Source organism: Streptomyces sp. NBC_01707 (assembly GCF_041438805.1).
Lineage (GTDB): Bacteria > Actinomycetota > Actinomycetes > Streptomycetales > Streptomycetaceae > Streptomyces.
The window spans coordinates 6,604,041-6,626,443 of sequence record NZ_CP109190.1 but is presented as its reverse complement, the minus strand read 5'-3'; the positions used below and the strand labels follow the sequence as shown (position 1 = coordinate 6,626,443).

General features: G+C 69.2%; 17 protein-coding genes. 2 read left to right on the top strand and 15 right to left on the bottom strand.

Annotated features, from left to right (window positions below):
* Window positions 1–132: 132 nt before the first annotated feature.
* Both OG963_RS29695 and OG963_RS29690 read right to left on the bottom strand, forming a co-directional pair.
* On the bottom strand, window positions 133–915 hold the full coding sequence (locus OG963_RS29695) for a TIGR03936 family radical SAM-associated protein (RefSeq protein WP_371799649.1): 783 nt from the start codon (window positions 913–915) through the stop codon (window positions 133–135).
* A 123-nt stretch (window positions 916–1,038) separates the two neighbouring features.
* Window positions 1,039–2,268 carry a hypothetical protein gene (locus tag OG963_RS29690; RefSeq protein WP_093930283.1) on the bottom strand — a complete coding sequence of 410 codons (1,230 nt, stop codon included), beginning with the start codon at window positions 2,266–2,268 and terminating at the stop codon, window positions 1,039–1,041.
* A 590-nt stretch (window positions 2,269–2,858) separates the two neighbouring features.
* On the opposite strand from OG963_RS29690, the gene OG963_RS29685 reads away from it, so the two are divergent.
* A complete protein-coding gene (locus OG963_RS29685) occupies window positions 2,859–3,536 on the top strand; it encodes a GAP family protein (RefSeq protein WP_093774354.1) in 678 nt (225 codons plus the stop codon).
* A gap of 57 nt (window positions 3,537–3,593) precedes the next feature.
* On the opposite strand, the gene OG963_RS29680 is transcribed toward OG963_RS29685, so the two are convergent.
* The 11 genes from OG963_RS29680 to OG963_RS29630 all read right to left on the bottom strand — a co-directional run bounded on the left by OG963_RS29680 (window position 3,594) and on the right by OG963_RS29630 (window position 19,051).
* Window positions 3,594–5,549 (bottom strand): TIGR03960 family B12-binding radical SAM protein, encoded by a 1,956-nt coding sequence (locus tag OG963_RS29680; RefSeq protein ID WP_030921232.1) that lies wholly within the window; start codon window positions 5,547–5,549, stop codon window positions 3,594–3,596.
* Between the two features lie 50 nt (window positions 5,550–5,599).
* Window positions 5,600–7,141: a CYTH and CHAD domain-containing protein gene (locus OG963_RS29675; RefSeq protein ID WP_093774350.1), complete on the bottom strand. Its 1,542-nt coding sequence runs from the start codon at window positions 7,139–7,141 to the stop codon at window positions 5,600–5,602.
* A gap of 61 nt (window positions 7,142–7,202) precedes the next feature.
* Window positions 7,203–8,393, bottom strand: coding sequence for a rod shape-determining protein RodA (gene rodA / locus OG963_RS29670; protein ID WP_093774348.1), 1,191 nt, complete (start codon window positions 8,391–8,393; stop codon window positions 7,203–7,205).
* Window positions 8,393–10,567, bottom strand: a complete 2,175-nt coding sequence (gene mrdA, locus OG963_RS29665) for a penicillin-binding protein 2 (protein WP_093774346.1) — start codon at window positions 10,565–10,567, stop codon at window positions 8,393–8,395. The genes rodA and mrdA overlap by 1 nt, the downstream gene beginning before the upstream one ends.
* A 61-nt stretch (window positions 10,568–10,628) precedes the next feature.
* Window positions 10,629–11,291 (bottom strand): rod shape-determining protein MreD, encoded by a 663-nt coding sequence (mreD, locus tag OG963_RS29660; RefSeq protein ID WP_093774344.1) that lies wholly within the window; start codon window positions 11,289–11,291, stop codon window positions 10,629–10,631.
* A gap of 11 nt (window positions 11,292–11,302) precedes the next feature.
* Window positions 11,303–12,322 carry a rod shape-determining protein MreC gene (gene mreC / locus OG963_RS29655; protein ID WP_093774342.1) on the bottom strand — a complete coding sequence of 340 codons (1,020 nt, stop codon included), beginning with the start codon at window positions 12,320–12,322 and terminating at the stop codon, window positions 11,303–11,305.
* A 108-nt stretch (window positions 12,323–12,430) separates the two neighbouring features.
* Complete coding sequence (locus OG963_RS29650; protein ID WP_030921249.1) at window positions 12,431–13,450, bottom strand: rod shape-determining protein; 1,020 nt, start codon at window positions 13,448–13,450, stop codon at window positions 12,431–12,433.
* A gap of 292 nt (window positions 13,451–13,742) precedes the next feature.
* Window positions 13,743–14,156, bottom strand: coding sequence for a nucleoside-diphosphate kinase (gene ndk / locus OG963_RS29645; protein WP_030921251.1), 414 nt, complete (start codon window positions 14,154–14,156; stop codon window positions 13,743–13,745).
* Between the two features lie 273 nt (window positions 14,157–14,429).
* Window positions 14,430–14,771, bottom strand: coding sequence for a DUF4233 domain-containing protein (locus OG963_RS29640; RefSeq protein WP_030921254.1), 342 nt, complete (start codon window positions 14,769–14,771; stop codon window positions 14,430–14,432).
* A gap of 4 nt (window positions 14,772–14,775) precedes the next feature.
* Complete coding sequence (locus OG963_RS29635; protein ID WP_093774340.1) at window positions 14,776–16,299, bottom strand: folylpolyglutamate synthase/dihydrofolate synthase family protein; 1,524 nt, start codon at window positions 16,297–16,299, stop codon at window positions 14,776–14,778.
* A 130-nt stretch (window positions 16,300–16,429) separates the two neighbouring features.
* Complete coding sequence (locus OG963_RS29630; RefSeq protein ID WP_093774338.1) at window positions 16,430–19,051, bottom strand: valine--tRNA ligase; 2,622 nt, start codon at window positions 19,049–19,051, stop codon at window positions 16,430–16,432.
* Window positions 19,052–19,189: 138 nt separating this feature from the next.
* Here OG963_RS29630 and OG963_RS29625 point away from each other — a divergent pair, with 138 nt between their 5' ends.
* Window positions 19,190–20,173, top strand: coding sequence for a hypothetical protein (locus tag OG963_RS29625; RefSeq protein WP_093774336.1), 984 nt, complete (start codon window positions 19,190–19,192; stop codon window positions 20,171–20,173).
* Window positions 20,174–20,248: 75 nt separating this feature from the next.
* On the opposite strand, the gene clpX is transcribed toward OG963_RS29625, so the two are convergent.
* Both clpX and OG963_RS29615 read right to left on the bottom strand, forming a co-directional pair.
* Window positions 20,249–21,547, bottom strand: coding sequence for an ATP-dependent Clp protease ATP-binding subunit ClpX (clpX, locus tag OG963_RS29620; RefSeq protein ID WP_030921263.1), 1,299 nt, complete (start codon window positions 21,545–21,547; stop codon window positions 20,249–20,251).
* Between the two features lie 157 nt (window positions 21,548–21,704).
* Window positions 21,705–22,388: an ATP-dependent Clp protease proteolytic subunit gene (locus OG963_RS29615; RefSeq protein WP_030921266.1), complete on the bottom strand. Its 684-nt coding sequence runs from the start codon at window positions 22,386–22,388 to the stop codon at window positions 21,705–21,707.
* Window positions 22,389–22,403 lie beyond the last annotated feature (15 nt).

Here is a 22,403-nt window from a genome sequence, read left to right as displayed (position 1 = left end):
GCACGGGAGCTGAATGTCTGGCTCGCCGGTTCCGTACGCGATGTACGCACGGCCTGGCGAAAGTCTTATGGGTCAGCGCGCGGCCCGACCCAGGTGGCTCCCGAGTCCGGGGACTGCGCTACAACGACCGCCTTACGCGGAACCTGCACCTTCCGGCGCCGTCGCGACGGCGGTCCCGGTGGCCGTGGGTAGCACGGTCGGGGCTGCCTCGCGGTCGGGCGCGAGCGGGTCGGTCACCGTGCCGGACTCCTCGTCGAAGAGCCCCTGCGCCAGCCTGGTCACCGCTGCGGGGACCGGCGGCGCCAGGTCGGCCACAACGCGGAGACCGGACACGACGTCGTCAGGTCGCACGGCAGGTGTCACGTGCCGAACAACCAGCCGCAGTATCGCACAGGGCTTGTCCCCCGGCCTATCAGCCTGGGGATCGACGGCTTCCAGGTCCGCGACAGCGGCGCGGGCGTCGAAGGTCCGCATGCCGTTCTTCGTACGGCGCTGGACCTCGACGTTCTCGGCTCCGAGGAAACCGGCGACGGCCTTCTCGGCGTCCTCGAACGGGACCCCGTCGAGCCGCATCTCCCAGACGGAGGCAGTCAGCCGCTCGGCGAGACCCGAGGTGCGGGCCTCCACGGCGTCGGTGATGTCGAGGCCGTCCGGGAGCGACGCGTCGAGCAGGTCGCGCAACGTGTCGGGGTCCCGCGCCTCGGTGAGGGCGATCTCCAGGAACTCGGCCTCGCTGCCCGTGCCGGTGGGTGCGGCATTGGCGTACGACACCTTGGGATGCGGGGTGAAGCCCGCCGAGTAGGCCATGGGCACCTCGGCGCGGCGCAGAGCCCGCTCGAAGGCGCGCTGGAAGTCGCGGTGGCTGGTGAACCGGAGGCGGCCGCGCTTGGTGTAGCGCAATCGGATGCGCTGCACTGCCGGTGCGGGCGGCGGGCCTTCGGGCTGTCGCTTGCCCAGTGGTTCTTCTCCTCGGTGCGGAGCGGACGCGGTGGCACGCCGCCCTCGAAATGCGGGTGGCCCGGGGGTGTCCGGTCCGGCTCACCCCTGCTTTCGCAGGGAGATCTCTGGTTCGGGCGCCGCGCTGGGCACAGTCGTTGTGCTACCCAGAGTACGCGCAAGGGGGGCCACCGGTTCCCGGGGCTCGGGGACCGGGCCCCCGCCGACCAGTGCCCGCCATGCGTCGCGGCGGACCTGGCGCACGGTCTCGCGTGCGGTACGCAGGGCTTCCCGGGCCGCGCGTCCCGCCTCTGCGGCGGCACGTCTGGCCGGGGCCCAGACCATGTCCCGTACGAAGTGTCCGACGGGGGTGCACACGGTGCGGTAGGTCCAGGCCACCGGAGCTCCGACGAGATGCCACGCCAGCCAGGCAAGAGCGCGGCCGACGGCCCGCGACAGGTACCCGGCGACGCGCCAGGCGACACCGGTCGCGGCGGCGACCTCCCGGCCGACCGGAGCGAGGACCCGCCGCCAGAACCACCTCACAGGGGTGACGAGCACCGTCATGACCAGCCAGGCGACGGCTGTGCCCAGTCCTCGGGCCGCCGCGACGACGCCGCTCGCCATCACACCGGCCAGCCACACGATGCCGTGGCCGAGCGGGGTGAGCAGTGCCCGGTACGTCCAGGCCAGCGGCGCGACGATCAGGTACTTCACGAGCCGGTCCAGGGCGAACGCGAGCGGCACCAGGAGGTACCGCCACACGCCGGCCACCGGCCATACGAAGAGAGCGGTGAGTACCCACACCGTCACGGCGGCGACGCCCCGTCCGACGGGGGTCAGCAGGGTGCGGTACACCCGGCGCAGCCCGTGCCCGAGCGGGGTGAGGACCGACGCGTAGAGCCGGACGGCCGGCGCGACGACGCCGTACCGGACCACGGGCACGACCACGTGACGCCACAGCGCCACCCACGGCCACACGAAGACCGCCGCGCCCAGCCACCGCACGCCCCGGCCGACCACGGCGGCCAGCCATCGCAGTCCGTGCCCCAGCGGGGTCAGGACCGACTCGTACAGCCGGACCAGCGGGATCACCACGAGGACCCGGCCCAGCCAGGCCAGCGCCCGCCCCACGGGGCGCAGCAGCATCCGGTCGGCGGCGCGGGAGGTGGCGACGAGCGCGTCCCAGACCATCCGTACGGGCAGGACGATCACCAGCACCACGATGCGTACCGGAATCCTGATGAGCGTGGTCAGACAGCCCTCGCCCGACTCGTAGTGCGCGGGCGCCTGATGGGCGCCGTACGCGCGGGGCTGCTTCTCCTGGTCCATGCCGGACAGGACGCGAGGACCCGGCCCAGGGTTTCCCGGGCCGGGTCTTCGTCATCGAGCTGTCACCCGAACCGTGACGTGCGGTGTCACCGGGATGTGGGTGTCCATCGGGGGCGGCCGCTCGCCGACGTACCCGCAACCGCTCGGCCGTTCCGGCCGCGACGGAGCCGGAACGGCCGGTGCGACCCGATCCGATGCAGCGCCGTTGCGGCTCGGCGCGCACCGGGCATGTCGACTCGACCCATGTGGTCCGAGCGCTCGGAGCAGTGAGCAAGTCGGCGCATCGGCGGGGGACTTGGCGAGGATCCGATCTCGGCCGTACCCAGCGGCGGATCCCGGTGCTCAGACCTGCCCGCCCACCTCGTATCCGACAGGCACGGGCGAAACCAGGGCGCGGACCGAAGAGGGTGCCGCCGCGCCCGGACTCGGCCCTCACCCGTTCGACGCCGGCACCGAGCCGCACAGCCGATGCCGCCCGACAATGTGCGAAGGGGCACAGGAGCGGGTGGAACACGCACCCCTTGTGTCGTCTCCCCCGGCGTGCCACCCGCCCGCGTCGGGCTGCCCGATCCCCCCTCGCGGAGGCCCCCTTGGGACACGCAGCAGGCGATGTGCTCGGCCTGGCGGCAGGTGTCGCGGTCAGCCCGCTTCCCATCGTCGCGATGATCCTGGTCCTTGCCACACCGCGCGGCCGTCTCAACGGCTCTCTGCTGGCCGTCGGCTGGATCCTGGGGCTGGCGGTACTGGGGGCGATCATGCTGCTGGTCGGGGGCTCCGGCGGCGGGTCCACCGACAAGCACCCCGCCACCTGGGTAGGGGCGCTGAAACTCGCTCTGGGTGTGTTGCTGGTCCTCTTCGGCGCCCGCCAGTGGCGTCGTCGCCCCACCGACGCCAATCAGGCTCGACTGCCGCAGTGGATGGCCGCGATCGACCGCTTCACCCCGGTCAAGGTCCTCGCGCTGGGGCTGGCGCTGTCAGCGGCCAACGCCAAGAACGCACCCCTGACCGTTGCCGCGGGCGCCTCGATCAGCTCTGCCGGAATCCCCGTGCCGCAGCAGATCGCGACACTCGCCGTCTTCGTCCTCATCGCGTCGCTGGGCGTGCTCGCACCGCTGGGCGTCTACCTGCTCATGGGCGAACGGGCGAAGGACGTGCTCGGCAACTGGCGCGACTGGGCGGTCCTGCACAACGTCGCGGTGATGGCCGTGCTCTTCCTGGTTCTCGGGCTCAAGCTGGTCGGGGACGGCGTGAGCATCCTCGCCTCTTGAGGTGGCTGCCGAAGCGGCAGCCACCTCGTCCTCACCCGACCGAGTGCCTCGCTCGCCTCAGTGCGCGTGCCCGCTGGGAGCAGGCGCAGCGTTCTTGACCGCCAGCGGCAGCAACTTCTTGCCGGTCGGCCCGATCTGGATGGACGTGTCCATCTGCGGACACACGCCACAGTCGAAGCACGGGGTCCAGCGGCAGTCCTCGACCTCGGTCTCGTCGAGCGAGTCCTGCCAGTCCTCCCACAGCCAGTCCTTGTCGAGACCGGAGTCCAGGTGGTCCCAGGGCAGGACCTCCTCGTACGTGCGCTCACGGGTGGTGTACCAGTCGACGTCCACGCCGAACCCGGGGAGCGTCTTCTCGGCGCAGGCCATCCAGCGGTCGTACGAGAAGTGCTCGCGCCAGCCGTCGAAGCGGCCGCCGGCCTCGTAGACGGCGCGGATGACCGAGCCGATGCGGCGGTCGCCGCGCGAGAGCAGGCCCTCGACGATGCCGGGCTTGCCGTCGTGGTAGCGGAAGCCGATCGAGCGGCCGTACTTCTTGTCGCCGCGGATCTTGTCGCGCAGCTTCTCCAGGCGGGCGTCGGTCTCCTCGGCACTGAGCTGCGGTGCCCACTGGAACGGGGTGTGCGGCTTCGGCACGAAGCCACCGATGGAGACGGTGCACCGGATGTCGTTCTGCCCGGAGACCTCACGGCCCTTGGCGATGACGTTGACCGCCATGTCGCCGATCTGGAGGACGTCCTCGTCGGTCTCGGTGGGCAGGCCGCACATGAAGTACAGCTTCACCTGGCGCCAGCCGTTGCCGTACGCGGTGGCGACGGTCCGGATGAGGTCCTCTTCCGAGACCATCTTGTTGATGACCTTGCGCATGCGCTCGGAGCCGCCCTCGGGGGCGAACGTGAGGCCCGAACGGCGGCCGTTGCGGGTCAGCTCGTTGGCCAGGTCGACGTTGAACGCGTCGACGCGGGTCGAGGGCAGCGAGAGGCCGATCTTGTCCTCGGTGTACCGGTCGGCGAGGCCCTTGGCGATGTCGCCGATCTCACTGTGGTCCGCGGAGGACAGGGACAGCAGGCCGACCTCCTCGAAGCCGGTCGCCTTGAGACCCTTCTCGACCATGTCGCCGATGCCGGTGATGCTCCGCTCCCGCACGGGGCGCGTGATCATGCCGGCCTGGCAGAAACGGCAGCCGCGGGTGCAGCCGCGGAAGATCTCGACGGACATCCGCTCGTGGACGGTCTCGGCGAGGGGGACGAGGGGCTGCTTCGGGTAAGGCCACTCGTCGAGGTCCATGACGGTGTGCTTGGAGACCCGCCACGGCACGCCCGACTTGTTCGGCACGACGCGGCCGATACGGCCGTCCGGGAGGTACTCGACGTCGTAGAACCTCGGTACATAGACGCCACCGGTCTTCGCGAGCCGGAACAGCACCTCCTCGCGCCCACCGGGGCGGCCCTCGGCCTTCCAGCCACGGATGATCTCGGTGATCTCCAGGACCGCCTGCTCGCCGTCGCCGATCACCGCGCAGTCGATGAACTCCGCGATCGGCTCGGGGTTGAAGGCGGCGTGGCCGCCCGCGAGGACGATCGGGTCGTCGAGGCCGCGGTCCCGGGCGTCGAGGGGGATGCCCGCGAGGTCCAGGGCGGTGAGCATGTTGGTGTAGCCGAGCTCGGTGGAGAAGCTCAGCCCGAAGACGTCGAACGCCTTCACCGGGCGGTGACTGTCCACGGTGAACTGCGGGACCTTGTGCTCGCGCATCAGCTCTTCGAGGTCCGGCCAGACGCTGTACGTGCGCTCGGCCATGACGCCGTCGCGCTCGTTGAGTACCTCGTACAGGATCATGACGCCCTGGTTGGGCAGTCCGACCTCGTATGCGTCCGGGTACATCAGCGCCCAGCGGACGTCACACTCGTCCCACGGCTTGACGGTGGAGTTCAGCTCACCGCCGACGTACTGGATGGGCTTCTGCACATGCGGGAGCAGAGCTTCGAGCTGTGGGAAGACCGATTCGACAGACATCGCGAACTTTCGAGAGCCGGCAGGGGTGACCATCCAGCGTACCCCGGCGCTCAGCCTTCCAGAGCCGCCCGCAATTTCGGCCGGGACGCCCGCTCCCACACCTCGGGAAGCTCCTGTTCGCGGGCGGCGGCGGTCGCCTCCTCGTGCCCGTACAGCAGTCCCCAGGTGAATGCTGTCTCCCCCGCGGCGTGCGCCTGGGCGGCCAGTGTGCGCAGGGCGTCGCGGGCGACGACGCTGTCCTGGTGGTCGCCGAGCAGGGTCTGCACGGCCTTCATCCGCCGGGCGAACTTCTTGGCGGGACGGCCCAGCGCGGCGGTCGCCGCCTCCCCCGCGTACCGGGCGCGTTTCGCCGCCTTGCGGGCGTCGTGCATGGCGAGGTCGCGGTCGGGGCCGGGCCGGAGTTCCAGGGCGTGGCCGATACGGGTGGCGAGGCGCTCGTAGTCCCGCAGCACGGCCCGGGGCAGTGCGTCCTCGGGCGCTTCGGCGCCGGCGGGCAACAGCGGCGGCGCGGCCCGAAGCGCGTCGAGGCTTTCCAGGAGAGCCAGGTAGCGCTTCCCGTCGAGTACGCCGACGGTCCGGCGCCGGGAGCCCTGCCGATGGGCCACGGACCAGATCCGGAGCCGGCCGCGGACGGGGCCGAGGACCAGGGTGCGGGGCAGGTCGGCGACCGCGGCGCGCAGTCGTTCGTCGAGGACCTCCTGGTCGCGGTCGATCCCGAGCTCGGCCGCCAGCCATTTCAGCTCGTCGCCGACGGGGTCGGTGACGGTGCGGTCGAGGATCTTGCGGTACGTCCTGAAGGCGCTGCGCAGTCTGCGGGTGGCGACCCTCATCTGGTGCACGGAGTCGGGGAGGTCGCGGCGTACGGCGGGGTCGAGTGCGACGACGGCGGTGATCTGGTCGCGTACGTAGGCCATGACGTGGTCGCCCGCCGTCCGGGGACGTGGTGCGGTCTTCTTCGCGGCGCGCTGCTTCTTCGGGGCCGTGTTGGTTCCCGGGGCTGTCTCGGCAAGGGCCCGGGCCAGTTTGGAGGCCGACGCGGACGGCCTTACGCCGGCCTTGCGGAGCCGGTGTTCGACGGCGTCGAGGAAGGCGGGGTCGCCGTCGTCGGCGAGTTCGACCTCGATCTCGGTCCAGGCCGCTGTGCCGCTGCCGCCGGCCAGCCGAACGGCCCGGACCTCGTCGACGCTGAGTTCGGCGAGGAGCGATCCGTCGGGGCCGAGCAGATGGTGGACGTCGCGCGAGGAGAGCAGCCGGACGACGGGGACGAGTTCCGTCTCCCTGACCCGGGAGCGCAGCAGTGCGGCGAGGCTGCCCGGGAGGGTGTCGGAGAGCGGGGCCTGGATCTCGTCGCGGATGCCGGAGGCGACGGGGAATTTGAGGTGCCAGCCCTCGTCGTCACCGCCGGTGCGGCGACGCAGGGTGAGTGAGTCGGCGGCGAGCCGCTGGTCCTCGGTGTCGTAGTAGACGGCGTCGAGTTCCATGACGCCGCGGTGGTCCACGGCCGCGACCCCGGCCACCCGGGTGAGCTCGGGGAGCCGGGTGTCGACGGTGGCTTCGTACTTCCGCTCGATTTCACGCTTCGAGTCCGCCATGCACCGAATCTAGACGCGTTTGCCGCCGTCCGGCAGGGGGCCCGGCAGGCGGGTCACCTGCTCAGGCCGTTATCGGCCGCTGCATCCTGATCGACTGCAGCAGTCCGACGGCCACCCAGACGGCGAACATGGACGACCCTCCGTACGACACGAAGGGCAGGGGGAGCCCGGCGACGGGCATGATGCCGAGCGTCATGCCGATGTTCTCGAACGCCTGGAAGGCGAACCAGGCGATGATTCCGGCGGCGACGATCGTGCCGTACAGCTCGGTGGTCTCGCGGGCGATCCGGCAGGCGCGCCACAGGACGACGCCCAGGAGGACGAGGATCAGTCCGGCGCCGAGGAATCCGAGCTCTTCGCCCGCGACGGTGAAGACGAAGTCGGTCTGCTGCTCGGGGACGAACTGGCCGGTGGTCTGGGTGCCCTGGAAGAGGCCGGTGCCGGTGAGTCCGCCGGAGCCGATCGCGATGCGGGCCTGGTTGGTGTTGTAGCCGACGCCCGCCGGGTCGAGTGCCGGGTTGGCGAAGGCGGCGAAGCGGGCGATCTGGTAGTCGTCGAGCAGGCCGAGCTGCCAGACGGCGACGGCTCCGGCGATTCCGGCGCCGAGGAGGCCGAAGATCCAGCGGTTCGACGCCCCGGAGGCGAGGAGCACGCCGAGCACGATGACGGCCATGACCATGACGGAGCCGAGGTCCGGCATTCCCATGACGATCACCATCGGGAGGAGCGCGAGGCCCAGCGCCTTGGCGACGGTCCGGTGGTCGGGGTGCACCTGGTCGCCCGCGTCGACGCGGGCGGCGAGGACCATCGCCATGACGAGGATGATGGTGATCTTGGTGAACTCGGACGGCTGCAGGGAGAAGCCGCCGCCGATGATGATCCAGGCGTGGGCACCGTTGACGGTGGCGCCGAGCGGGGTGAGCACGGCGAGGACCAGGAGCACCGAGAGGCCGTAGAGGATCGGGACGGCGCCGCGCAGGGTGCGGTGGCCGAGCCAGATCGTGCCGACCATCAGGGCGAATCCGATGCCGGTGTTGAGGGCGTGCCGGAGCAGGAAGTAGTACGGGTCGCCGTGGGTGAGGGCGTCCCGGCCGCGGGTCGCGGAGTAGACCAGGGCGGAGCCGATGAGGGAGAGCGCGATGGCGGAGCCGAGGAGCGGCCAGTCGAGCCTGCGTACGACGGAGTCGCGGGCGGTGAGCCGACCCCACGCGGAGCGCTTGGGGGCGTACCGGGAGACGGAGAAGCCGGACATCAGTCGCGCCTCCCGAGCACCGCGGCGAGTGTCTGCTCCGCCGGGACCTTCTGCGAGTCCGGGTCATAGGGCTTGATCGTCGGGGCGTCGATCGAGCCGTCGTGCTGGATCTTGGGCAGGGACTTCTCCGGGTGTGGCAGCAGCGCCTTCTTGAGGTCCTGCTTGCCGGAGTCGTCGAGCCCGTAGATCGCGTCGTAGATGTTGCGGACGGCAGGCCCGGAGGCGCCGGAGCCCGTACCACCTTGGGAGATCGTCATGACGATCGAGTAGTCCTTGGTGTACGTGGCGAACCACGAGGTCGTCTGCTTGCCGTAGACCTCGGCCGTGCCCGTCTTGGCGTGCATCGGGATCTTGTCCTGCGGCCAGCCGCCGAACCTCCAGGCGGCGGTACCGCGGGTCGCGACGCCCGCCAGTGCCCCGTCCATCGCCTTCAGGGTCTTGGCGCTGGCCGGCAGCTTGCCGTGCGACTTGGGCCCGATCATGCTGACGTGCTTGCCGTCGGGGCTGACGATCGCCTTGCCGACGGTCGGGTCGTAGAGCGTGCCGCCGTTGCTGATGGCGGCGTAGATGGTCGCCATCTGGATCGGGGTGACGAGGGTGTCGCCCTGGCCGATGGAGTAGTTGATCGAGTCATAGGCGTGCAGCTTCATGCCCTCGAGGCAGTTCTCGTGGGCGAGCACGGTGTGGAAGTCCTTCTTCTTGGGCCACTGCTTGGCCTGTTCGCACCAGGTGTCCTTGTTGGCCTTCCAGAAGTCCTTCTTCCACTGACGGTCGGGGACACGGCCGGTGACCTCGTTGGGGAGGTCGATGCCGGTCTCCTTGCCGAGGCCGAACTCGTGGGCGGTCTTGAAGAACCAGTCCTTGGCGTTCTTCTTGGGCTTCATCCCGCCGTCCTTCTGCCACTGCTGGTAGCCGAGGGCGTAGAAGACGGTGTCGCAGGAGACCTCCAGAGCCCGGCCGATGCTGATGGGACCGAAGTTCTCGGACTCGAAGTTCTTGTAGGTGTGGCCCTCGGCGGTGTACGAACTGGTGCACGGGTAGTGCCCGTCGAACGGGTAGCCCGCCTGGATGGAGGCCGCGGTCGAGACGACCTTGAAGATCGAGCCCGGTGCGGCCTGGCCCTGGATGCCCCGGTTGAGCAGCGGATAGTTGGACTTCTTGCTGGTCATCCGGGCGTAGTCCTTGCCCGAGATGCCGCCGACCCAGGCGTTGGGGTCGTAGTCGGGCAGGGAGGCCATCGCGACGACGCGGCCGGTCTTGGCCTCCATGACGACGACGGCGCCGGAGTCCGCCTTGTAGTTCTCGTTGGTGTTCTTGTCGAACTGGGTGCGGGCGACCTTCATCGCGTCGTTCAACTCGTACTCCGCGACGGCCTGGACCCGGGCGTCGATGGAGGTGACGACGCTCGATCCGGGCTCGGCCTTGTCGTCCTTCGCCTGGCCGATGACCCGGCCGAGGTTGTCGACCTCGTAGCGGGTGACACCGGCCTTGCCGCGCAGTTCCTTGTCGTACGTACGCTCCAGGCCGGATCGGCCGACCTGGTCGGAGCGGAGGTACGGCGAGTCGGTGTCCTTCGCCTTGGTGATCTCTTCGTCGGTGACGGGCGAGAGGTAGCCGAGGACCTGGGCGGTGTTGGCCTTGCCGGGTGCGGCGTAGCGGCGTACGGCCGTGGGTTCGGCGGTGATGCCGGGGAAGTCCTCGGCACGTTCGCGGATCTGCAGGGCCTGCTGGGTGGTGGCCTCGTCGGTGACCGGGATCGGCTGGTACGGCGAACCGTTCCAGCAGGGCTGCGGCGTCTTCGCGTCGCACAGCCGGATCTTGTCGAAGACGTCCTTCGGCTTCATGCCGAGCACATCGGCGAGCCGGGTCAGGACGCCCTTGCCGTCGTCGTCCATCTTCATCAGATCGGTGCGGTTGGCGGAGACGACGAGGCGGGTCTCGTTGTCGGCGAGGGGCACTCCCCGCGCGTCGAGGATGGAGCCGCGGACCGCGGGCTGGACGACCTGCTGGACGTGGTTGCTCTTCGCCTCGTCGGTGTACTCCTGGCCGTTGCGGATCTGGAGGTACCAGAGGCGGCCGCCGAGCGTCAGCAGCAGGGAGAAGACGAGGACCTGGATGATGATGAGCCGGATCTGGACCCGCTGGGTCCGGCCCGTCTCCGGGATGTTGCTCACGGGGCGCCCCCGGTAGTGGTCGGTCCGGGGGTCAGAGGGGTGTCCCCGGCGAGGTTCGGCCTCACAGTCGCTTGACTCCCTTGATCCGTCCGGCCCGTGCCGCTCGGCTGCGGGCAGCCTTCAAACGCATTCCGCCGCGTGGGCCGCCGATCCTGAGTCCGGTGCCGGAGGAGAGCCAGCCCGCGGCCATGTCGCCGCCGCTGGAGGACTCGGAGAGCGGGTCGTTCTCGGTGCGTCTGGCGAGCGCCATGATCAGTGGAACGGTGAACGGCGCGAGGAGCAGGTCGTAGACGGCTGCGGTGAACAGCAGGCTGCCGAGGCCGACATGACGGGCGGCGGTGTCCCCGACGAGGGCGCCGACGAGGGCGTACAGCAGGGTCGATCCGATCGCTGCGGCCACGACGGCGGCCATCGGGACGAACGCGGACTTGAGCCGGCCGTTGTCCGGCCGGACAAGTCCGGCGCAGTAGCCGATGACGCAGAGGACCAGGGCGTACCGTCCGGCGGCGTGGTCGGCGGGCGGTGCCAGGTCGGCGAGGAGTCCCGCGCCGAAACCGATCAGGGCGCCCGCGACATGTCCGTACACGAAGGCCAGACCGAGGACGACGAGGAGCAGCAGGTCGGGGACGGCGCCGGGGAGCTGCAGTCGGGCGAGTACCGAGACCTGGACGACCAGCGCGATCACGACCAGGGCGGTGGAGAGCAGAGTCCGGTTGAAGCGCATGGGGATCAGCTCTACCTCTGCTCGTTGACCGTGTTGCCGGTGGATCCGGTGGGGCTCGGACTCCCGCTGGGGGTCCCGTTGACGTTCCCGACCACCTTGCCGTTGGTGTCGACGATGTCGCCGTTGGGCGAGATCGTGACGGTGACCGTCGGGGTGGGCTTCGGCTTCTCGGCCTTCTTCGGCAGGACCATGTCGCGGGGGTCCTCGCGCGGTGCCTGGACGACGATGCCGACGATGTCGAGCTTGCTGAAGGCGGCGTACGGGCGGACGTAGACGGTACGGGTGAGGTCACCGCCTGACGGGTCGACACGGACGACCTCGCCGACCGGGACGCCCGGCACGAACGGCTTGCCCTTGCTGGAGCCGAAGGTGACCAGTCGGTCGCCCTTCTTCACCTTGGCCTTGCCGTTGAGGAACTGGACGGACAGCGGACGGTCGCCCTGGCCGGTGGCGAAGCCGAGCTCGTCGGTCTTCTCCATCCGGGTGCCGACGGTGAAGTCGGGATCGTTGGCAAGGAGCACGGTCGCCGTGCCCGGCCCGACGGTGGTGACCCGGCCGACGAGCCCGTCGCCGTTGATGACGGTCATGTCGCGCTTGATGCCGTCGTCGGAGCCGGCGTCGATGGTGACGGTCCAGGAGAAGCCCTGGGCCGCTCCTATGGCGATGACCTCGGCCGCCTTGATGCCGTACTGCCCGGCGGACGACTTCTTCAGCAGCTTGTCGAGTTCGCGGACCCGGTTGCGGTTGCGGTCGTCGCTGCCGAGCTTCGCCTTCAGCGCGGCGTTCTGCTGTTCCAGGACGGCGATCCGGTCGTGTCGTGCACCGGATGCACGGATCGCCCCTATGGCGTTGCCCACCGGATCGACGGCTGCCGCGACGCCTTTCTCAACCGGCCCGAAGGCCGTTGCGGCGCCCTGCCGGGCGCCGTCCACCGGCGACTCCTCGCCGCCGCGGATGTCCACCGTAATCAGTGCGAATGCGATGGCGATCAGCAGCACCAGGAGCAGCCGGCTCTCTCGTGTGTCCCTCACGTGCGGCGGCCGTGCCTTCCTCGTCGGAATGTTCGTGCCTGTATATCAACGATCCGCCGTACGGGCGGCAGCGCCCGTACGGCGGACCGCTGTGTTGTCGACCCGGTGTCACCTGCGGGGCTGGGCGTCCAGCACCTGCTGGAGCGCCTCGAACTCCTCGACACACTTGCCGGATCCGAGCGCCACCGAGTCCAGCGGGTCCTCGGCGATATGGATCGGCATGCCGGTCTCGCGGCGCAGCCGCTCGTCCAGTCCGCGCAGCAGCGCACCGCCGCCGGTGAGGACGATGCCGCGGTCCATGACGTCACCGGACAGCTCCGGCGGGCACTTGTCGAGCGTCGTCTTCACGGCGTCGACGATCGCGTTGACCGGCTCCTCGATGGCCTTGCGGACCTCGGCTGCGGAGATGACCACGGTCTTGGGCAGTCCGGAGACCAGGTCGCGACCGCGGATCTCGGTGTGCTCGTCCTTGTCGATCTCGTACGCCGAGCCGATGGTGATCTTGATCTGCTCGGCGGTCCGCTCACCGAGGAGGAGCGAGTACTCCTTCTTGATGTGCTGGATGATCGCGTTGTCCAACTCGTCGCCGGCGACCCGGATCGACTGGGCAGTGACGATTCCGCCGAGCGAGATGACCGCGACCTCGGTGGTGCCGCCACCGATGTCGACGACCATGTTGCCGGTCGCCTCGTGGACCGGGAGGCCCGAGCCGATGGCCGCGGCCATCGGCTCCTCGATGATGTGCACCTGGCGCGCGCCGGCCTGCGTCGACGCCTCGATGACGGCGCGTCGCTCGACCCCGGTGATGCCGGAGGGCACGCAGACGACGACCCGCGGTCGGGCCAGGTAGCGGCGCTTGTGGATCTTCAGGATGAAGTAGCGGAGCATCCGCTCCGTGATCTCGAAGTCGGCGATCACGCCGTCCTTCAGGGGGCGCACGGCAACGATGTTGCCCGGCGTACGCCCGATCATCTTCTTGGCCTCGGAACCGACTGCCAGGATGCCGCCGGTGTTGGTGTTGATGGCCACGACGGACGGCTCGTTCAGAACGATGCCGCGCCCCCTGACGTACACCAGCGTGTTGGCAGTCCCGAGGTCGATAGCCATGTCACGGCCGATGAACGACATTGAGTTCCCCTTGTTCCCCATGAGGATGCGTCGGGCCTTCCCAAGAAAGCGATGATGGCTTGTTTTTGGTAGGCGAAGTGAGCGCTGCGGGCGTGGAAGATTCCATCGTAGTGCCGTATGCACGGACACCGCGCGAGGGGCCTTCGCCAGTGTGGGCGGAACGGGTGGCCGTTCCACTCATGGTGACGCTACGTCGGAGGGATGCGTTCCCCCGATCGGCGGTCATATGCCGAAGGGCGACCGAATTACTTCGGTCGCCCCAGGTCATCAGCGCTGTTCGGCTGATCCGAGGTCAGGAAAGTCCCGGAAAGAACAGCTTCAGTTCTCGCTCTGCGGACTCCTCGGAGTCCGAGGCGTGGATGAGGTTCTCACGGGTGATGGTCCCGAAGTCGCCACGGATCGATCCGGGCGCGGCGGAGATCGGGTCGGTCGGGCCGGCCAGGGCGCGGACGCCCTCGATGACCCGCTCGCCCTCGGCGACCAGGACGACGACCGGGCCGGACTGCATGAACTCGACGAGCGGCTCGTAGAACGGGCGACCGACGTGCTCCGCGTAGTGCTGCTCCAGGGTCGCACGGTCCAGCGTGCGCAGCTCCAGCGCGGTGACCTGCCAGCCGGCCTTGCGCTCGATCCGGCCGACGATCTCGCCGATCAGCCCACGCCGGACGGCGTCGGGCTTGAGAAGGACGAGGGTGCGCTGAGTCATGTGCGGCTCCTTGAAGGCATGCGGGTGCGGTGAGGCGAGATTACAGGGATACCCGGACGGGCCGACGGCCGGGTTTGCCCGCCGTGACCGGCTTCAGCCGGCCGCGGGGACCTGGGCACCGTCCGTCACCCCCGGCGGGCGCGCGCCGACAGCCACGGCACCTCGCCGGGTGGCCGGAACACCCGGATACATCCAGTATGCGGACGCCCCTCCGCCTTGCGATGCACCGCATCCGACGCCGCGCGCCGATCCACCGGGGATTGCGGGACAGCCTCAGCTGGTCGCTTCCTGCGCCGCCCAGCGGGCCTTGGCCTCGTCGATCTTCCGCCCGTAGTGCACCGAGGCCCACCACAGTGCGCCGAAGAGCAGGCCGAGGATGTACATCATCGGGATGAAGAACCCGCCGGCGACCAGCGCGATCTGCAGCGCCCAGCCGAGCTGCACCCCGCCGGGACGAGTGATCACGCCACAGAGCAGCACGGACAGCAGCATGCCGATGCCGCAGACCGTCCAGACGGTCGCGTTCGACAGGTCTTCGGACTTCATGGCGACGAGTCCGGCGAAGCCGATCACGAAGAATTCACCGATCAGCGTCGATGCACAGAGCGTACGCACAGGGTCAGTGCCTTCCCAGAAGCAGCCGGGCCTCGCCGACCGTGATCACGGAACCGGTGACGAGGACGCCGGCGCCCGCGTACTCGTTCTCCTCCTCGGCGAGGGTGATCGCCGCCTCCAGCGCGTCGTCGAGGCGCGGTTCGACCTGGACCCGGTCGCCGCCGAAGACCTCGACCGCGATGGCGGCCAGTGCGTCGGCGTTCATCGCGCGGGCGGTTGAGTTCTGTGTGATGACGACCTCGGCGAAGATCGGCTCGAAGGCTTCGAGGAGCCCCCGGACGTCCTTGTCGTCGCTGGCTCCGACCACACCGATCAGCCGGGAGAAGCCGAAGGCCTCGGACAGCCCGTCGGCGGTGGCGCGGGCACCCGCCGGGTTGTGCGCGGCGTCCAGGACGACCGTCGGACTGCTCCGTACGACTTCGAGGCGGCCGGGCGAGCGCACCGAGGCGAAGGCCCGGCGGATCGTGTCGTGGTCGAGCGAGCCGGGCTGCTCGGCACCGATACCGAAGAACGCCTCGACCGCGGAGAGCGCCACCGCCGCGTTGTGCGCCTGGTGGGCGCCGTACAGCGGGAGGAAGATCTCCTCGTACTCGCCACCGAGGCCACGCAGGGTCAGCAGCTGCCCGCCGACCGCGATCTCGCGGGAGACGATGCCGAACTCCATGCCCTCGCGGGCGACCGTGGCGTCGACCTCCACGGCCTTCTTGAGCATCACCTGAGCGGCGTCGACCGGCTGCTGCGCCAGGATGACCGTGGCGTCCTGCTTGATGACACCGGCCTTCTCACCGGCGATCTCGGCGTGCGTGGTGCCGAGCCGGTCGGTGTGGTCGAGCGAGATGGGGGTGACGACGGCGACCGAGGCGTCGATCACGTTCGTCGCGTCCCAGCTGCCGCCCATGCCGACCTCGACGACCGCGACGTCGACCGGCGCGTCGGCGAAGGCCGCGTACGCCATGCCGGTCAGCACCTCGAAGAAGGAGAGCCGGTACGGCTGCTGGGCGTCGACCATCTCGACGTACGGCTTGATGTCCTGGTAGGTCTCGATGAACCGCTCGGGGTCCATCGGCGAGCCGTCCAGGCTGATCCGCTCGGTGATCGACTGGACGTGCGGCGAGGTGTAACGGCCGGTGCGCAGGTCGAAGGCGCCGAGCAGCGCCTCGATCATGCGGGCCGTACTCGTCTTGCCGTTGGTGCCGGTGATGTGGATCGAGGGGTACGCGTGCTGCGGCTCGCCGAGCACGTCCATCAGTGCGGCGATGCGCGCCACCGAGGGTTCGAGTTTGGTCTCGCCCCAGCGGCCGGCGAGCTCCTGCTCCACCGCGCGCAGCGCCTTGTCCACCTCCGGGTCGGCGGGGCGGGCGGGGACCTCGTCGCCCGGGACCGGTCCCGAGGCGGTGCGCAGGGTGCGGCTGCCGGCCTCGATCACCGCCAGGTCGGGGTCGCGTTGGGTCGCTTCGTCGACGATCTCCGCGAAGGTGTCGTCGGACTCGGACGCGTCGTGCCGGTCGGAAGGGCGGGGCTCACTCACGGGGCCCAGTCTACGGACCGGGACGGACATCCGGCGCAGCGCCCGGGCAATGGGCACGAATGGGCGCCCGTACGGCGAAGCCCCCGTGCCCCTGGTCGGTCAGGGGCACGGGGGCTTCGCACTCAGGTCATCAGCTCTGCGGCAGGTTCGCCAGCTGAGCGGTGATCCGCGCGATGTCCGCGTCGGCCTTGGTGAGCCGGGTACGGATCTTGTCGACCACGTTGTCCGGGGCCTTGGCCAGGAACGCCTCGTTGCCGAGCTTGGCGTTGGCCTGGGCCTTCTCCTTCTCGGCGGCGCCCAGGTCCTTCGTCAGTCGCTTGCGCTCGGCCTCCACGTCGATGGTGCCGGACAGGTCGAGTGCGACGGTGGCCCCCGCGACCGGCAGCGACGCGGTGGCGTGGAAGCCGTCCCCGGCGGGCTGCAGGCGCAGCAGCTGGCGGATGGCCGCCTCGTGCGGGGCCAGCGCCGTGCCGGTCAGGGTGAACTCGGCCGGGACCTTCTGGCCGGGCTGCAGGCCCTGGTCGGAGCGGAACCGGCGGACCTCGGTGACGACCTGCTGAACGAGCTCGATCTCCTGTTCGGCGGCCTCGTCGCGGAAGCCGGAGTCCTTCGGCCAGTCGGCGATGACGACGGACTCACGGCCGGTCAGGGAGGTCCAGAGCGTCTCGGTGACGAACGGGACGACCGGGTGCAGGAGCCGCAGCATCACGTCGAGGACCTCACCGAGGACCCGGCCGGAGACCTTGGCCTGCTCGCCGCCGGCGAAGAACGTGGTCTTCGACAGCTCGACGTACCAGTCGAACACCTCGTCCCACGCGAAGTGGAAGAGCGCCTCGCTGAGCTTGGAGAACTGGAAATCGTCGTAGAACGCGTCGACTTCGGCGACTGTCTTGTTGAGCTTCGACAGGATCCAGCGGTCCGTCGCGGACATCTGCGACGGGTCGGGCAGCTCGCCCTCGATCGTGGCACCGTTCATCAGCGCGAAGCGGGTGGCGTTCCAGATCTTGTTGGCGAAGTTACGCGAACCCTGGACCCAGTCCTCGCCGATCGGGACGTCGACACCGGGGTTGGCGCCGCGTGCCAGCGTGAAACGCAGCGCGTCGGAGCCGTACTTGTCCATCCAGTCCAGCGGGTTGACCGCGTTGCCGAAGGACTTGGACATCTTCTTGCCGAACTGGTCGCGGACCATGCCGTGCAGAGCGATGGTGTGGAAAGGCGGGGTGCCGTCCATCGCGTACAGGCCGAACATCATCATCCGGGCGACCCAGAAGAAGAGGATGTCGTAGCCGGTGACCAGGACGGAGTTCGGGTAGAACTTCGCCAGGCTCTCGGTCTGCTCCGGCCAGCCGAGCGTCGAGAACGGCCACAGACCGGAGGAGAACCAGGTGTCGAGGACATCGGTCTCCTGCGTCCAGCCCTCGCCGCTCGGCGGCTGCTCGTCGGGGCCGACGCAGACGATCTCCCCGTCCGGGCCGTACCAGACGGGGATGCGGTGACCCCACCACAGCTGACGCGAGATGCACCAGTCGTGGAGGTTGTCGACCCAGTCGAAGTACCGCTTCTCCATCTCCTGCGGGTGGATCTTGACCCGGCCGTCGCGGACCGCGTCGCCGGCCGCCTTGGCCAGCGGGCCGACCTTGACCCACCACTGCATGGACAGCCGAGGCTCGATCGTCGTCTTGCAGCGCGAGCAGTGGCCGACGGAGTGGACGTACGGCCGCTTCTCGGCGACGATCCGGCCCTCGGCGCGCAGAGCGCCGACGATGGCGCTGCGCGCCTCCAGCCGGTCCAGTCCCTGGAAGGGACCGTGTGCCGTGATGATCGCGTGCTCGTCCATGACGGCGAGGCTCGGCAGACCGTGCCGCTGGCCGATCTCGAAGTCGTTCGGGTCGTGCGCGGGCGTGACCTTGACGGCGCCCGTGCCGAACTCGGGGTCGACGTGCTCGTCGGCGACGACCGGGATGCGGCGGCCGGTGAGCGGCAGCTCGATCTCCTTGCCGACCAGGTGCTTGTAGCGGTCGTCCTCCGGATGGACGGCGACGGCCGTGTCGCCCAGCATCGTCTCGGCACGGGTCGTCGCGACGACGATGGAGTCCTCGCCCTCGCCGTACCGGATGGAGACGAGCTCGCCGTCGTCGTCCTGGTACTCGACCTCGATGTCCGAGATGGCCGTGAGACAGCGCGGACACCAGTTGATGATGCGCTCGGCCCGGTAGATCAGCTCGTCGTCGTAGAGCTTCTTGAAGATGGTCTGGACGGCCTGGGACAGGCCCTCGTCCATGGTGAAGCGCTCACGCGACCAGGCGACACCGTCACCCAGGCGCTTCATCTGCCCGGAGATCTGTCCGCCGGACTCGCCCTTCCACTGCCAGACGCGGTCGATGAAGGCCTCGCGCCCCAGGTCGTGGCGGGACTTGCCCTCCTTGGCGAGTTCACGCTCGACGACGTTCTGCGTGGCGATACCGGCGTGGTCCATGCCGGGCTGCCACAGCGTCTCGAATCCCTGCATCCGCTTGCGGCGGGTGAGGGCGTCGATCAGCGTGTGCTCGAAGGCGTGGCCCAGGTGAAGGCTGCCCGTGACGTTCGGCGGCGGGATGACCACGGTGAACGGAGGCTTGTCGCTCGTCGCGTCGGCCTCGAAGTAACCACGTTCTACCCAGCGCTCATACAGCTTCCCCTCTACCTCGGCCGGTGCGTACTGGGTCGGCAGTTCGGGGTTGCTGGCTGGCGTCTGCTGAGTGTTCTCGGTCACGGGGGACAGTTTAGGGCCGTCACAGTCGTGCACTGAAACCGGTTTGTTCAGTAACGGTGTGGCTCCCGCCGCCCCATGTCTGCGGGGCTTCCGACAGGATGTTCGGAACGCATAAGCATTCTGGAGGGGACAGCGCAGATGAGCCACAACCAGCCGGGCCCGTACGGGGGCCAGCCGCCGCAGGGCCAGCCCGGACCGTACGGCAGCCAGCCGCCGCAGGGTCAGCCCGGCCCGTACGGCCAGCAGCCGGGCCCGTACGGCGGTCAGCCGCCGCAGGGCGGCCAGCCGGGGTACGGATACCCGCAGCAGGCCCCCCAGGGTGTTCCGCAGCAGCCCCAGCCGGGCTACGGCTATCCGCAGGCCCAGCAACCGGGCCCGTACGGCCAGCAGCCGCAGGCTCCGTACGGCCAGGCCCCCTACGGTGGCCAGGTCCCGATGCCGCCGGCCCCGCCGAAGAAGAAGACGGGTCTGATCATCGGCGTCGTGGTCGTGGCGCTGGCGGTCATCGCGGGTGGGGCGTACTTCCTGACGTCGGGCGGGGGCGGCAGCACATCGGTCGCGGACGACGGCAAGACGTACAAGCTGACGACGCCGGCGACGGTGCTCGGAGGCACGTACAAGAAGGCGCCGAACAGCAGCGATGACAAGATGACGGACGACGACCTGAAGGACTTCGAGCAGTACGGGGTGGCCAACCCCAAGAGCGCATCGGGCAGTTACACGTCCGGGGACGCGGCCGCCCAGAAGATGCTGTCCTTCAGCGGCGTGTACGGCGAGATCGAGGATCCCGCCGCTGTCGTCGACGCCATGTTCGGCAAGATGAAGACCGAAGCCGCCAAGGACAAGGACTCCAGTGGCGAACTGGTGGGCAGCCCGAAGACCTACACCCCGGCCGGGTTCGAGAACGGCATCCTGAAGTGCCAGGAAAGCAAGATCTCGGGCGAGAGCGGATCGGCCAAGCCCACGTCCATGCCCATCTGCATCTGGGGCGACCACAGCACCGTCGCCTTGGTCCTCGACATGGACATGGCCGCGATGATGACCGGGAAGAGCACGTCGGTGGAGAGCGCCGCCAACAACGCGGCCAAGCTCCGCAACGACGTCCGCGTCGAGGTCAAGTAGCACTTCGCCGGCACTGAAAAGGGGCGCCCGGCCAGTCACCTGGCCGGGCGCCCCTTCACGTACGTATCGCTGCCGCTACGCGGACTTCTCGTGCCGTCCGCCGTCGTTCTTGCCGATCGTGCGCGGCTCGCGCGGGACCAGCGTCGGGTTGACGTTGTTGCGGACGACGTCCGCCGTGATGACGACACGGGCGACGTCCTTGCGGGACGGCACCTCGTACATCACGGACTGCAGGACCTCCTCCATGATGGCCCGAAGACCACGCGCGCCGGTGCCGCGCAGGATCGCCTGGTCGGCGATGGCCTCCAGCGCCGGGCGATCGAAGTCCAGCTCCACACCGTCGAGTTCGAACAGCCGCTGGTACTGCTTCACCAGTGCGTTGCGCGGCTCGACGAGGATCTGCAGCAGCGCCTCGCGGTCCAGGTTGTGGACCGAGGTCAGCACGGGGAGACGGCCGATGAACTCGGGGATCATCCCGAACTTCACCAGGTCCTCCGGCATGACCTCCTGGAACTGGTCGCTCGCCTCGATCTCGCGCTTGGAGCGGATCGTCGCGCCGAAGCCGATGCCCTTGGCGCCCGCCCGGGACTCGATGATCCTCTCCAGGCCGGCGAAGGCACCGCCCACGATGAACAGCACGTTCGTCGTGTCGATCTGGATGAACTCCTGGTGCGGGTGCTTCCGGCCGCCCTGCGGCGGCACGGAGGCGGTGGTGCCCTCCAGGATCTTGAGCAGCGCCTGCTGGACGCCCTCGCCGGAGACATCACGGGTGATCGACGGGTTCTCGCTCTTGCGGGCGACCTTGTCGATCTCGTCGATGTAGATGATCCCGGTCTCGGCCTTCTTGACGTCGTAGTCCGCGGCCTGGATCAGCTTCAGCAGAATGTTCTCGACGTCCTCGCCGACATAGCCGGCCTCCGTCAGCGCCGTCGCGTCGGCGATGGCGAACGGAACGTTGAGCATGCGGGCCAGCGTCTGCGCGAGGAGCGTCTTGCCGGAGCCCGTGGGGCCCAGCAGCAGGATGTTGGACTTGGCCAGCTCGATGGCGTCGTCCCGGCCCTGCGCGCCGCCGTTCTCGCCTGCCTGGACCCGCTTGTAGTGGTTGTACACAGCGACCGAGAGGGCCTTCTTCGCGGGCTCCTGACCGACGACGTACCCCTCGAGGAACTCGTAGATCTCGCGCGGCTTGGGGAGTTCCTCCCACCGCACCTCGGAGGTCTCCGCGAGCTCCTCCTCGATGATCTCGTTGCAGAGATCGATGCACTCGTCGCAGATGTACACACCGGGTCCCGCAATGAGCTTCTTCACCTGCTTCTGGCTCTTTCCGCAGAACGAGCACTTGAGCAGGTCGCCGCCATCACCGATGCGTGCCACGAGGTGCTTCCCCTTCGCCTGGGAGCAGCTTGGTGCAGCGGCTCCTGGTGCCTCTATCCGACGGTACCTTGCCTGGCCCCCCGTTCGGGCCCCCCTTGGCACGGTTCACACGGCCACGACCGTGTGAACCGACCGTGCCAAGGGGTAAAGACCGACGTCAGGCCATCGCTCCGGCCGCGCTCTTGCGGGTGGAGACGATCTGGTCGACGAGCCCGTAGGCGAGGGCGTCCTCTGCGGTCAGGATCTTGTCGCGCTCGATGTCGTCGCGGATCTTCTCCAGCGGCGTGGTGGAGTGCTTGGCCAGCATCTCCTCCAGCTGGGTACGCATCCGCAGGATCTCGTTGGCCGCGATCTCCAGGTCGGAGAGCTGCTCACGGCCCGTCTGCGAGGACGGCTGGTGGATCAGCACACGGGCGTTGGGCAGTGCCATGCGCTTGCCGGGCGTACCGGCGGCGAGCAGCACGGCCGCGGCGGAGGCCGCCTGGCCCATGCAGACCGTCTGGATGTCCGGCTTCACGAACTGCATCGTGTCGTAGATCGCGGTGAGCGCGGTGAACGAGCCGCCGGGGCTGTTGATGTAGATGGAGATGTCGCGGTCCGGGTCCATCGACTCCAGGCACAGCAGCTGCGCCATGACGTCGTTGGCGGAGGCGTCGTCGATTTGGACGCCGAGGAAGATCACGCGCTCCTCGAAGAGCTTCGCGTACGGGTCGTACTCACGCACACCCTGCGAGGTGCGCTCCACGAAGCGCGGCACGATGTAGCGATTGTCCACCTGCGGGCCGGTGTAGAGACCGCTCGCGGAGGCGCCGGGGAAGTTGTTCATGTGGGTGTTCACCATCCTGGTGGCGTTCTG

Excerpts from the sequence above, each read along its gene's own strand:
- mreD (WP_093774344.1), bottom strand. The coding sequence starts at position 11,291 with ATGCGCTTCAACCGGACTCTGCTCTCCACCGCCCTGGTCGTGATCGCG.
- OG963_RS29680 (WP_030921232.1), bottom strand. The coding sequence starts at position 5,549 with ATGTCTGTCGAATCGGTCTTCCCACAGCTCGAAGCTCTGCTCCCGCAT.
- OG963_RS29650 (WP_030921249.1), bottom strand. The coding sequence starts at position 13,450 with ATGTCGTTCATCGGCCGTGACATGGCTATCGACCTCGGGACTGCCAAC.
- OG963_RS29690 (WP_093930283.1), bottom strand. The coding sequence starts at position 2,268 with ATGGACCAGGAGAAGCAGCCCCGCGCGTACGGCGCCCATCAGGCGCCC.
- OG963_RS29675 (WP_093774350.1), bottom strand. The coding sequence starts at position 7,141 with ATGGCGGACTCGAAGCGTGAAATCGAGCGGAAGTACGAAGCCACCGTC.
- ndk (WP_030921251.1), bottom strand. The coding sequence starts at position 14,156 with ATGACTCAGCGCACCCTCGTCCTTCTCAAGCCCGACGCCGTCCGGCGT.
- OG963_RS29625 (WP_093774336.1), top strand. The coding sequence starts at position 19,190 with ATGAGCCACAACCAGCCGGGCCCGTACGGGGGCCAGCCGCCGCAGGGC.
- OG963_RS29615 (WP_030921266.1), bottom strand. The coding sequence starts at position 22,388 with ATGGTGAACACCCACATGAACAACTTCCCCGGCGCCTCCGCGAGCGGT.
- rodA (WP_093774348.1), bottom strand. The coding sequence starts at position 8,393 with ATGTCCGGCTTCTCCGTCTCCCGGTACGCCCCCAAGCGCTCCGCGTGG.